The sequence below is a fragment of the Prochlorococcus sp. MIT 1314 genome (genome assembly GCF_034093315.1).
Taxonomy (GTDB): Bacteria; Cyanobacteriota; Cyanobacteriia; order PCC-6307; family Cyanobiaceae; genus Prochlorococcus_A; species Prochlorococcus_A marinus_Y.
The window spans coordinates 922,825-934,894 of sequence record NZ_CP139300.1; the positions used below are offsets into that span (position 1 = coordinate 922,825).

General features: G+C 32.1%; 10 protein-coding genes and 1 tRNA gene. 8 read left to right on the forward strand and 3 right to left on the reverse strand.

Annotated features, from left to right (window positions below; all coding sequences use genetic code 11):
• Positions 1 to 34 precede the first annotated feature (34 nt).
• Entirely contained in the window at positions 35 to 1,165 is a 1,131-nt protein-coding gene (locus SOI86_RS05395) for a trypsin-like peptidase domain-containing protein (protein WP_320680839.1), read from the reverse strand.
• A gap of 158 nt (positions 1,166 to 1,323) precedes the next feature.
• Here SOI86_RS05395 and rimP point away from each other — a divergent pair, with 158 nt between their 5' ends.
• The 4 genes from rimP to infB are packed head-to-tail and all read left to right on the forward strand — an operon-like array spanning position 1,324 to position 6,907.
• On the forward strand, positions 1,324 to 1,791 hold the full coding sequence (gene rimP, locus SOI86_RS05400; protein WP_320680840.1) for a ribosome maturation factor RimP: 468 nt from the start codon (positions 1,324 to 1,326) through the stop codon (positions 1,789 to 1,791).
• 36 nt (positions 1,792 to 1,827) lie between these two features.
• Positions 1,828 to 3,231, forward strand: a complete 1,404-nt coding sequence (gene nusA, locus SOI86_RS05405; protein ID WP_320680841.1) for a transcription termination factor NusA — start codon at positions 1,828 to 1,830, stop codon at positions 3,229 to 3,231.
• The gene (locus tag SOI86_RS05410) at positions 3,228 to 3,509 is read left to right on the forward strand and encodes a YlxR family protein (RefSeq protein WP_320680842.1); all 282 of its coding nucleotides are present in this window, start codon (positions 3,228 to 3,230) and stop codon (positions 3,507 to 3,509) included. Before nusA ends, SOI86_RS05410 begins: the two co-directional genes overlap by 4 nt.
• A 47-nt stretch (positions 3,510 to 3,556) precedes the next feature.
• The gene (gene infB, locus SOI86_RS05415) at positions 3,557 to 6,907 is read left to right on the forward strand and encodes a translation initiation factor IF-2 (RefSeq protein ID WP_320680843.1); all 3,351 of its coding nucleotides are present in this window, start codon (positions 3,557 to 3,559) and stop codon (positions 6,905 to 6,907) included.
• 18 nt (positions 6,908 to 6,925) lie between these two features.
• Here the strand turns inward: infB and SOI86_RS05420 are convergent, their stop codons facing one another.
• A complete protein-coding gene (locus tag SOI86_RS05420) occupies positions 6,926 to 7,162 on the reverse strand; it encodes a DUF3493 domain-containing protein (protein ID WP_320680844.1) in 237 nt (78 codons plus the stop codon).
• 54 nt (positions 7,163 to 7,216) lie between these two features.
• Between SOI86_RS05420 and SOI86_RS05425 the strand changes: the two genes are divergently transcribed.
• The 4 genes from SOI86_RS05425 to SOI86_RS05440 all read left to right on the forward strand — a co-directional run bounded on the left by SOI86_RS05425 (position 7,217) and on the right by SOI86_RS05440 (position 11,730).
• Positions 7,217 to 7,288 (forward strand) — tRNA-Thr (locus SOI86_RS05425).
• 27 nt (positions 7,289 to 7,315) lie between these two features.
• Positions 7,316 to 8,866 (forward strand): ArnT family glycosyltransferase, encoded by a 1,551-nt coding sequence (locus SOI86_RS05430; protein ID WP_320680845.1) that lies wholly within the window; start codon positions 7,316 to 7,318, stop codon positions 8,864 to 8,866.
• Between the two features lie 45 nt (positions 8,867 to 8,911).
• Positions 8,912 to 10,003 carry a glycosyltransferase family 2 protein gene (locus SOI86_RS05435; protein WP_320680846.1) on the forward strand — a complete coding sequence of 364 codons (1,092 nt, stop codon included), beginning with the start codon at positions 8,912 to 8,914 and terminating at the stop codon, positions 10,001 to 10,003.
• 107 nt (positions 10,004 to 10,110) lie between these two features.
• Complete coding sequence (locus SOI86_RS05440; protein WP_320682499.1) at positions 10,111 to 11,730, forward strand: photosystem II high light acclimation radical SAM protein; 1,620 nt, start codon at positions 10,111 to 10,113, stop codon at positions 11,728 to 11,730.
• 19 nt (positions 11,731 to 11,749) lie between these two features.
• Here the strand turns inward: SOI86_RS05440 and clpS are convergent, their stop codons facing one another.
• Entirely contained in the window at positions 11,750 to 12,067 is a 318-nt protein-coding gene (gene clpS, locus SOI86_RS05445; protein ID WP_320680847.1) for an ATP-dependent Clp protease adapter ClpS, read from the reverse strand.
• Between the last annotated feature and the right edge of the window lie 3 nt (positions 12,068 to 12,070).

A 12,070-nucleotide genomic window follows, 5' to 3' on the forward strand; every position in this document is an offset into this window, starting at 1 on the left:
TAAGTTTATAGATTATTAAATTTCAATGGGTGATTTATGTCAAACCTGGTAGAGGTTCTGGTTTAATATTTATCTTTATTTCTTTATTATCCCTTAAAACATTTAAGAGGAATATTTTTCCTATCTGAGCTTTTTCTACTTCATCTAACAGAGCTTTAGGTTCTTCTATAGAAATATTTTCGGCTGCTATTACTAAGTCTCCTCTTCTTAAACCAGCTTTTTCAGCAGGGCTATTAGGTATAACAGACTGTATTAAAGCTCCATTTCTTTCAGGTAATTGAACTAATGAATTGGGGTCTTGATTATGTTCTTTTGCGATTTTAGGATTCAAAGAAATCAATTGAACCCCTAAATATGGATGAATAACTTCTCCTTTTTGCAGAAGCTGATCAGAAACATTTTTAGCTAAATTAATAGGAATTGCAAAACCCAGACCGGCACCTGGACCGCTTCTAACTAAGGTATTTATTCCTATAACCTCTCCATTTGAATTAATAAGTGGTCCTCCTGAATTTCCTGGATTTATTGCCGCATCAGTCTGAATAAGATCAAGCCTTTTATCTGAAAATCCGAGACTATTAATATCCCTATGTAGGCTACTTACTATCCCCAAAGTAACAGTTTTTTCTAGACCATAAGGTGTGCCTAGAGCTATTGCCCAATCTCCAACTTCAAGATCTTCTGAATTTCCAAGAGGTGCAAAACTGGAATAATTAGATTCTTCAATTTTTACTAAAGCTAGATCAGTGACTGCATCAGTTCCCAAAACCTGACCATCACAAATCGTTCCATCTGGCAAAGTTACTGAAACATTATCAACTCTTTCTACAACATGAGCATTTGTAAGAACCAAACCATCCTGATTAATAATGACTCCAGAACCTTGGCCTCTTTCTTTATCAGGTGTAATTCCTGGCTCTCCAAGTAAATCTCTCAATAAAGGATCCAACAAAGTCGGATCAAATTGTTGCCTCTCTACCAATCGCTCAGTATCAATTTTTACAACTGCAGGAGCAACATTTTTAACTGCAGATGACACAAAATTATGATTTCCGGATTCATTTAAAGCAAAAACTTCAGCTTTTTGAGAGAAATTAACCAAACAAAAACAAACAATAATGAATATTTGGATTAAATTAATAAATTTAATCTTAAGTAATTTCATTTATTTAATAGTTTTTGAATTTATGGACTAAATCTAATTGAAGAAATATATTATTGTTGTTTTTTTGTTTACATCCATAAAATACAAATTTTTGAATTTTTTTTATGAAAACTTTTTATCTTTGAATATAATTTTAAATAAATTTTATAAAATTAAATTTGAATAAAGAAAACAAAAGAAAACTAGAAACTCTTTTAAAAAAAGTTGCCAATCAATGGGGTTTCGAAGTATGCAGATTAAATATTCAAACTAACCAAAATCCAATTGTTATTGAAACTTTTATAAAAAAAACTAATGGGGAGGACATTTCATTAGATGATTGTGCGATATTTAATACGCCAGCCTATGACGAAATAGAAAAATCAAATCTCTTAAATTGTTCATATGTGTTAGAAATTAGTAGTCAAGGGGTCAGTGATGAATTAACCTCAGAAAGAGACTTCAAAACTTTTAAGGGTTTTCCAGTTAATGTTGAGTTAAACCAAAAGAATTCAAAAATAAAATTTCTTAATGGTTTGCTTTATGAAAAGTCTAAAGATTATTTAGCCATTAACATAAAAGGTAAGATAAAAAAAATCCCTTTTGATGAAGTACTAAGGATTAGTCTTTGTACATTAAAAGATTAATTATTTTTCAACCATTATTAAATTTTCCCATCATAGATGGCATTAGTTATTCTCCCCGGTTTAAACAATCTTATTGAAGACATTAGTGAGGAAAAAAAGCTACCTCCTAATATAGTAGAAGCAGCCTTGCGCGAAGCTTTACTAAAAGGATACGAAAAATATAGAAGAACTTTTTACATTGGAATTAATGAAGATCCATTTGATGAAGAATATTTTAGTAATTTTGATGTTGGATTAGACCTAGATGAAGAAGGTTATAGGATATTATCGAGTAAAATAATTGTTGAGGAAGTTGAGAGCGAGGATCATCAAATATCTCTATTAGAAGTTAAACAAGTTGCTGATGATGCTCAGATAGGTGACACAGTTGTTTTAGACGTCACTCCAGAAAAAGAGGACTTTGGGCGAATGGCCGCTTCAACTACAAAGCAAGTTTTAGCCCAAAAATTAAGAGATCAACAGAGAAAAATGATCCAAGAAGAATTTGCAGATTTGGAGGATCCAGTTTTAACTGCAAGAGTTATAAGATTTGAAAGGCAATCAGTTATTATGGGCGTCAGTTCAGGGATTGGAAGACCTGAAGTTGAGGCCGAACTTCCCAAGAGAGATCAATTACCAAATGATAACTATAGAGCAAATGCAACTTTCAAAGTATTTTTAAAAGAGGTAAGTGAAATAGCTAGAAAAGGGCCACAACTTTTTGTAAGTAGAGCAAATGCTGGTTTAGTGGTTTACTTATTTGAAAATGAAGTGCCAGAAATCCAAGAAGGTACAGTAAAAATTGTTGCTGTTTCAAGAGAAGCCAACCCTCCATCAAGAGCTGTTGGTCCAAGGACAAAAGTAGCAGTTGATAGTACCGAACAAGAAGTTGACCCTGTAGGTGCTTGTATTGGAGCTAGAGGAGCAAGAATTCAACAAGTAGTTAATGAATTAAGAGGCGAAAAAATAGATGTTATTAAATGGTCATCTGATCCTATACAGTACATTCTAAATTCTTTGAGTCCTGCAAAAGTTGATCTAGTGAGATTGGTTGACCCAGAAGGACAACATGCCCACGTTTTAGTTCCACCTGATCAATTGAGTCTTGCAATTGGTAGAGAAGGTCAAAATGTAAGACTTGCCGCAAGATTAACTGGTTGGAAGATTGATGTTAAAAACTCACATGAATACGACAAAGAAGCCGAAGATGCAGCAGTTTCTGAATTAATTATTAAAAGGGAAGAAGAAGAGAATCTCCAGCGTGAAGCTGAACTAAGATTAGAAGCAGAACAAGATGAACGTGCTGCAGAAGATGCAAGATTAAGAGAGCTTTATCCCCTTCCTGAAGATGATCAAGAATATGAAGAAGAACAATATGAAGAGGATTCAATCTCAAATAATGATCAATTAGAGAATTTTCAAGATGATGAAATATCCGCTAAAGAGGAGAGAAAACGGTGATAAAACAAACTCCTGTTATGCGTAGATGTATTTCATGTAGAAAAACATATGACAGGAAAAATCTTTTAAAGATTACCAATGATTATAAGCATGGCATTATGTTTCAACAAGGAATGGGGCGTTCAGCTTACATTTGCAATTCAAAAAAATGTTATTCAGATTCCAAACTAAAGAAAAAGCTTCAAAAAGCTTTGAAAAAATTTTTAGAACCTGAATTTATTGAAATTTTTGAAAAAGAAATTGCAAGCTATAATGACTTTCCCAATAAGGGAATATAATTAAAATAAATTCTCTTTAATTTCAAAAAGAGTAAAAATCAGATTAAATGACTATCAGCGATAAAATCAGAATTTACGAACTTTCCAGAGACCTAAATCTGGAAAATAAAGATATATTGGATGCTGCTCAAAAACTTTCAATTTCTGTTAAAAGTCATAGTAGTTCTATTACTGCAGAGGATGCAAAAAAAATTAAAAATCTTATTAATAAAAAAAATACAGACAAAAAAATACTTTCCATTAATAAACCTTCAATAAAAAAAGATACTCAGACACAAAACAAAAATGATAAATCTCCTGGCATCTCTTCCATAAAGGGAAAACCTTTCAAAGACAATCCAAACAAAAATCCATTATTGATAAAACCTCTAAATAAGCCTGATAGTCCAAAAATAATTTTAAACCAACGTAAAAATCTCAACAAACCAAATATTGTTGCAAATTCACCAACTAAAGGCAATCTTCCAAATCAAAATTTAAAGAGTAAACCTTTACAAAATTTTAACCAAGACAAAAAAAATGTCCTTAATAAAACAAGCCCTTCTATTAAAAGTTCTGCAAAACCACCTATACAACTAATTGAAAAGCCTAAGAATTTCAAAAATAATTTTAAATCTAATGAATCTACCAAGAACATCTACAACTCAGGGGACAAAAAACAACTATTAAACAAATCTGATCAAAATACGAATAGACCTAAACCAAAAAATTTTAATAATAGGAAAAATACCCCTGAGCTCGTAGGAGCTCCTATTAGAAGACAAGATCCAAAGACAACTTCTAATAAGCAAAATATTTCTTACAAACAAACAATCCCCAATAGACCGGTTAATCGCAATAGGCCAAGTAATCCAAATAGGCCTGGTAATTCAAACAGGCCTGGAGCTTACAATAGGGCCGGTGCTCCAAACAAGCCTGAATTAAGAAATAAACCAACAGATCAAAGCAGGTCTGGCTCATTTAATAGACAAGTCAAGCCGAACAGACCCATTAGCCCAAATAGTCCTAATGGAGGTTTCAGACAGGGAAGTTCATTAAGGCAAGGTGATTTTAATAAGCCTAGTTCAAAATTTAATAGCCAAAGGGGCTCTGGGATTAGGAAACCAGTATCACCTAATGAACTTTTGCAACTTCAAAAAACTAATAAATCTGAGAAGGAAAAACTAGGTATCAAGAATAATGAAAAACAAAAAATTGAATCACCTAAACAGAAGGTTAAAGCACCTAATAGTCGTCCAAATGCTGCCCCGAGTTCCAAGAAACCACCTCATAGAGCGTTTTCGAATAGTTCAAAAAAACCAGGAAGGACAGATTGGGATGATAGTGCAAAACTAGAAGCATTAAGAAATAAAAACCCCCAAAAACAAAGACAGAAAGTTCATATTATCGGTGAGAATGATGACTCATTAACATCTGAAACAAGTGGATACTCTGGTGAGAAAATTTCAATATTATCAGCTAGCTTAGCTCGTCCAAAGAAAGCAAAATCAGATGAAGCTAAACCTCAAAAATCTATAAAACAATTCAAGAAGAAGAAAAAAGAAACCACAAGGCAAAGGCAGAAAAGAAGAGCTATGGAATTAAAGGCTGCTAAAGAGGCCAAACAAGTAAGACCTGAGATGATAATAGTTCCCGAAGATAATTTAACAGTTCAAGAATTAGCTGATAAATTAAGTCTTGAAAGTTCTGAAATAATTAAATCTCTTTTCTTTAAAGGAATAACCGCAACTGTAACCCAATCTCTTGACTTAGCAACTATCGAAACAGTAGCAGAAGAATTTGGTGTACCTGTTTTACAAGATGATATTCAAGAAGCTGCTCAGAAAACAGTTGATATGATTGAATCTGATGATATTGATAATCTTATAAAAAGGCCGCCAGTTATTACGGTTATGGGTCATGTAGATCATGGCAAAACAAGTCTTTTAGATTCAATCAGAGAATCAAGAGTGGCTTCTGGTGAGGCTGGAGGAATAACTCAACATATAGGCGCTTATCAAGTTGAATTTGAACATGAGTCTAAAAAGAAAAAATTAACTTTTCTCGATACTCCTGGTCATGAAGCCTTCACAGCCATGAGAGCAAGGGGCACAAAGGTTACTGATGTAGCTGTTCTTGTAGTGGCGGCAGATGATGGTTGCAGACCTCAAACACTTGAAGCCATCAGTCATGCAAGAGCTGCAAAGGTACCAATTGTTGTTGCTATAAATAAAATAGATAAAGAAGGTGCTTCTCCAGAAAGAGTCAAGCAAGAACTATCAGAAAAAGATTTAATAGCTGAAGATTGGGGAGGAGATACTGTGATGGTTCCAGTAAGTGCAATCAAAAAACAAAATATTGATAAATTACTCGAAATGATTCTATTAGTTTCTGAAGTTGAAGATCTACAAGCTAATCCTGACAGATCGGCGAAAGGAACAGTGATTGAAGCCCACTTAGATAAAGCCAAAGGTCCTGTAGCTACATTGCTAGTACAAAATGGCACTTTAAAATCTGGAGATGTTTTAGCTGCCGGCTCTGTACTTGGAAAAATTAGAGCAATGGTTGATGAACATGGTAATAGGATTAAAGAAGCAGGACCATCATTCCCAGTAGAAGCACTAGGATTTAGTGAAGTACCGACAGCAGGCGATGAATTTGAGGTCTACGCTGATGAAAAAAATGCTCGAGCTGTTGTCGGAGATAGAGCTACAGATGCTAGAGCCACAAAATTAGCTCAGCAAATGGCTTCTAGAAGAGTTAGCTTATCATCCTTATCAACTCAAGCAAATGATGGAGAATTAAAAGAATTAAACTTAATTCTTAAGGCTGATGTTCAAGGTAGCGTTGAAGCGATATTGGGATCGCTAGAACAATTGCCAAAAAATGAAGTTCAAGTAAGAGTTCTACTCTCTGCTCCGGGAGAAATTACTGAGACAGATATTGATCTCGCAGCTGCATCAGGGTCAGTAATAATTGGGTTTAACACATCATTAGCCTCAGGAGCAAAGAGAGCAGCTGATGCTAATGATGTTGACATAAGAGAATATGAAGTAATTTATAAACTCTTGGAAGATATTCAGTTAGCTATGGAAGGTCTACTCGAACCCGATCTTGTAGAAGAATCATTAGGTAAAGCTGAAGTTCGAGCAACTTTCGCAGTTGGTAAGGGAGCTATAGCAGGCTGTTATATACAAACTGGCAAATTACAAAGAAATTGCTCCCTTAGAGTTATTAGATCAGATAAAGTGATTTTTGAGGGTAATTTAGACTCTCTAAAAAGGTCTAAAGATGATGTCAAAGAAGTCAATACAGGATTTGAATGTGGAGTTGGCTGCGATAAATTCTCTTCGTGGATTGAAGGAGACATAATCGAAGCGTTCAAATTTGTTACTAAAAAGAGGACATTAACTCAATAAATTAAAATATACAGATTGTCAATCTTTATCCCTATCTAGGAATAATAAAGTTGGAAACAATATACATGCACCTAATTGTATGAAGAGGTTATTTTGTTGTAATTCACTTCCACTTGCAACTTTAGAGAGCATTATTAGAAGTCCTAAAAATGCCGAGCCACTAAAAGCGATCCATAATATCTTCCTCAACCCTTTGAAAGGAGCTTGGGATTCCTTTAATAATTTCTGTTTTAATTTAGGATCTATTTTTGACATAAATTCTTTAAATTATAAAATCAAGTCTATATGAAAATTTCAATTTTAAATATTGCCGATATAGCTCAGGGGTAGAGCAACTGTCTCGTAAACAGTAGGTCATTGGTTCAATTCCAATTATCGGCATTTAAAAAATCAAATTAAAAATCAAGAATGATCAATAGAATTTTAAAATTTAGATATCTTTTAAAATTTTTAATTTTTATTCCTCTCATATTTTACTTTGGCAAAAGAAGTTATATTGGCTTTGATGAAGGATTTTATGCACTTCAAGCTAGATGGATATTAGAGAAGGGTAACTGGACTATTCCACTCTGGTGGAATGAGTATGTCTTAGATAGAACAATAGGTTTACAGTTTTTAATGGCAACGTCACAAGACATTTTTGGAAGAAATATGTTTTCGGCATATTTACCGACAACAACAGCTGCAATACTGATGCTAATAATAACTTACAAATTACATGAAGAATTTTTTAATGCAAAATATGCAATTATATCTCCACTCATACTTTCTACTACATATCTGTGGTTTGACTACTCACACTTAGCAACTCAAGACATCATTTTTTCATGTCTAGTAACTGTGGGAGTATTTTCTTTAGTCAAAATCAAAAGCAAAGAGAACAAATTCTATATTTTTCTTTTTGGTATGTGGATTGGTTTGTCGTTTATGCTGAAAACTTTTTTAGTATTCGTACCTTTATTATCTCTCTTACCAAACTTATATACCAAAAAGAATCTTATATTTACTAAATTCTTTTGGCTTGGACTAATAATTGGATTTATTCCGTATCTATTTTGGACATTATCTATTAACCCTTATTTAGAGAAAAATATTATTTTTTACTTATTTGAGAAGTTTAATAATCTCTCTGATAAAAATACATTTACAAATCCTTTCTATTATTATTTCTGGAATATTCCCACAACATTCCTTCCATGGAGTATTTTTGCAATTATTGGCACAATATACAATCTTTTTGAAAGAAAAGAGGATAAATATGTACTTACTTATTTCCCATTAATTCTTGTTGGTATGTTGAGTATTTTTTCTACAAAAACACCTTACTATACTCTTCAAATCTCATCTATTATTACTCTTAATACTTTTGTAGGAATAAGATATTTATTTAACTCTAAAAGATATAAATTAATTTTTATATTTATCACTTCAAAAATAGTTCCATTATTTGTACTAGCTCTAACATTTACATATTATTTTGCTTTTAAAAATATAAGTAACTTTAACTCTAAGGAAAATATATTTCTAATTCTTGGATTATTTTCTTTTGGAATATCTTGGTCATTCATAAAAAAGACAAAGTCATTCAAAAAGATATTAATAACTCTTATAATTGGGCCTTATTTATTAACTTCATTTCTTTTGCAATCAGGATTATTCACTGATAGATCAAGAGAACTAAGAGAAAAAATGGAATACGTCGCATCTCTTGATATTGTAAAAAATCAACTGATAAAAGTTGACAAATCAGCAATAAATTCTCAATCTCAATCAAAGATAATAAGAATTTCATTATTAACTCCAAAACTAGGGGAGGGTTTAGAGAGCATTGATGACTTAAGCAAATCAGAATTGGCGTGGACAACTAAATTTAAAGAAATAGAAAACAATAATTTTTCTTATGAAGTTATATACGAAAATGATATTTTAGAACCTTGGAAATTAATATTAAAAAAGTAAGTAATCTAAATATATTAAACTGTCCTTAGCAAACTTTACATATTAATGAAATCAATTAATACTTGGAATTTAACGAATAATAAACTACATCAATTATTCAAAAATGACAACGAATTTATTTCAATTAAAGTACGTGGGAATACTTGGGAGCCAATAACTAGGTGGCTGAGATTAGATTCAAGAATTTTTAGAGAAACAACCAGCAGAGCGAGAATAACTTTGTGTGATATTGAATCTCTAGCAGAAATCTATAATTACAGAACCATTAGATGGAAAGCAAGAAAATTAACTCCTTTGCCAACAAAAAAAATTCCAAAATTTTTAAAAAATATTTTCCGTAAACTCCCAATCATTAAACAACTTGCCTACGAGATAGAGGTTATTTTTTATAAATATAGTGCAAATATTTCCGATCATTTAATATCAATAGTGATTCCTGCAAGAAACGAAGCTGGCAATAAAGAACTAATAATAAATGCTTTAGACAAATTCAAAAGAATACCCAATAAATTGGAAATAATATTTGTTGAAGGAAATAGCACTGACAATACATATCAAACTTTGAAAGAATTAAAAGAAAATTTCTCAGATTCCTTCGATATAACTCTTTTAAAACAAACTTCTAAAGGTAAAAAAAATGCAGTTGTAGAGGGATTTAATATCTCTTCAGGAGAAACCCTCGCCATAATCGATTGTGATTTTACTGTAGATATTGATGACAGCATTTCAGCAATTATGGAATCAACTAAAAATGAAAATATTTTAATTAATTGTGCTCGCACAACTTTCCCAATGGAAAAAAATGCAATGAGATGGGCAAATTATATTGGAAATAGGCTCTTCGCAATATTTTTATCAATTCTCATTAATAAACAAGTATCAGATTCACTTTGTGGAACAAAAGTTTTTTCAAGAAAATTTTTTAAACTTATGAAACAAAATGGGAGTTGGGATTCCAAGTCTGATCCATTTGGAGACTTCACAATATTATTTGAAGCAGCAAACAATAATATAAAAATACTTAATTATCCAGTCAGATATTATGCTAGAAAATCCGGAGCACCTAATATATCTAGATGGATTGATGGATTAAAACTTCTCAAAGTATGTTGGATTTATATGATTTCCGATATCTGAATTTAAATAAATTTTCAGGAGTATTTTCTAAAGATTTTTAATTTCGCCGAATTAGTAATAAAGTAGTTAGATTCTTAATGAATATAAATTCATTAGAATTTCATGGCATGAATTTTAATTTTGAGTTTAAAAAATTAAATAAGAAAAATTACCACAGAAATCACTTTGGGAAAATTCTTACTGTAAGACTGCCATGTAATCCAATATTTCCAATAGGACCTATTTACCTAGCAGATCACATTCATAAATGTTTCCCAAATATTGAACAACAATTTATTGATCTAGCAATAATTCCATCTAATAAAGTAACTAAATTTTTATCTAGAAAAATTGATCAATTTAGACCTCATCTAATTATTTTTTCATGGAGAGATATACAAATTTATGCCCCTGTTGATGGCAGAAGTGGAAATCCCCTACAAAATTCTTTTGAGGTTTTCTACTCAAAAAATATCTTTAAAAAAATTAGAGGCTCTTGGGGGGGACTAAAATTAATTGCATCTCATTATGGAGAAATATATAGAAATACCTCATTAGTGAAGATGGGACTTAACAGAGCACAGAAATACAACAAAGATGTAAAAGTAATTTTAGGAGGTGGAGCTGTTAGTGTTTTTTATGAACAATTAGGTAATCTTCTTCCGAAAGGAACTGTGATTTCTGTTGGAGAAGGAGAAAATCTTATAGAAAAAATTATTAAAGGGGATTCGATAGAAGAAGAAAGATGTTATCTTGCCGGACAGAAACCCCGTAACAAATTAATACATGAACAACCTTTGGGCACTGTTAAAACTGCCTGCAACTATAAATACATTCAATCAATATGGCCTGAATTCAATTGGTATATAGAAGGTGGAGATTATTATGTCGGAGTACAAACAAAAAGAGGTTGTCCTCATAATTGTTGTTTCTGTGTTTACACGGTTGTAGAGGGCAAGCAGGTTCGTGTTAATCCAGTTAACGAAGTGATCAAAGAAATGAAGCAATTATATGACCTTGGAGTAAGGGGATTTTGGTTCACTGATGCACAGTTTATTCCAGCCAAAAAACATATTGAAGATGCAAAAACTCTATTACAGGCTATTAAGGATCAAGGCTGGAAAGACATTAATTGGGCTGCATACATTAGAGCAGATAATATTGATGCTGAGCTTGCACAGCTCATGGTCGATACAGGTATGAGTTATTTTGAAATAGGTATCACTTCAGGATCTCAAGAACTTGTAAGAAAAATGAAGTTAGCATATAACCTTGAAACAGTATTGAATAATTGTAGAATGCTTGTTAAATCAGGTTTCAAGAATCATGTTTCAGTCAATTACTCATTTAATGTTTTTGATGAGACGCCAAGCACTATAAGGCAAACTATTGCTTACCATAGAGAATTAGAAAATATTTTTGGGAAAGGCTTAGTTGATCCAGCTATATTCTTTATAGGATTACAACCTCATACTCTTCTTGAGAAGTACGCCTTAGAACATAAAATTTTGAAGCCGAACTATAATCCCATGAGTATGATGCCCTGGACAGCAAGAAAACTTTTATGGAATCCCGGTTCCTTAGGGAAAAAACTTGGTCAAGTTTGCCTAGAAGCTTTTGATAATAAAGAAGATGAATTTGGTAAAACAGTTATCAATATTCTTGAAAGAGAATATGGCAAGTCTTCTTTAAAAGAATCCTTAAAAGTTCGCCCGTTATCAGAAAGAAAATTAGCACATTCAAAATAATAAATTCAACACCTAACTATTAATCTTCTTTCTCAATTGAACTAGAAATGCCCTTGGATTTTAATGATTCTGAATAGAATTCAGCGGGCTCTAGATCACAAACTATTACTAAACCGACACCTGTATTGTGAGCCTCTAGCATTATGGCGATAGCATCTTGCTCACTTAATTGCGGAACAACTTGTCTTAATGAAATAGTGACATACTCCATCGAATTAACTGGGTCATTATGAAGTAAAACCTTATATTTGGGAGATTTCTTTTTTAATGCAGCAGGTAGTTTATCAATAACCGCTGAATTATTACTTACACTTTGTTCTAGCTTAATAGATAGCATTAA

Bases quoted from the DNA above. Each gene is read 5' to 3' on its own strand.
- SOI86_RS05440 (WP_320682499.1), top strand. From the start codon at position 10,111: ATGAATTTTAATTTTGAGTTTAAAAAATTAAATAAGAAAAATTACCAC.
- SOI86_RS05420 (WP_320680844.1), bottom strand. From the start codon at position 7,162: ATGTCAAAAATAGATCCTAAATTAAAACAGAAATTATTAAAGGAATCC.
- nusA (WP_320680841.1), top strand. From the start codon at position 1,828: ATGGCATTAGTTATTCTCCCCGGTTTAAACAATCTTATTGAAGACATT.
- SOI86_RS05430 (WP_320680845.1), top strand. From the start codon at position 7,316: ATGATCAATAGAATTTTAAAATTTAGATATCTTTTAAAATTTTTAATT.
- clpS (WP_320680847.1), bottom strand. From the start codon at position 12,067: ATGCTATCTATTAAGCTAGAACAAAGTGTAAGTAATAATTCAGCGGTT.
- infB (WP_320680843.1), top strand. From the start codon at position 3,557: ATGACTATCAGCGATAAAATCAGAATTTACGAACTTTCCAGAGACCTA.
- SOI86_RS05435 (WP_320680846.1), top strand. From the start codon at position 8,912: ATGAAATCAATTAATACTTGGAATTTAACGAATAATAAACTACATCAA.
- SOI86_RS05395 (WP_320680839.1), bottom strand. From the start codon at position 1,165: ATGAAATTACTTAAGATTAAATTTATTAATTTAATCCAAATATTCATT.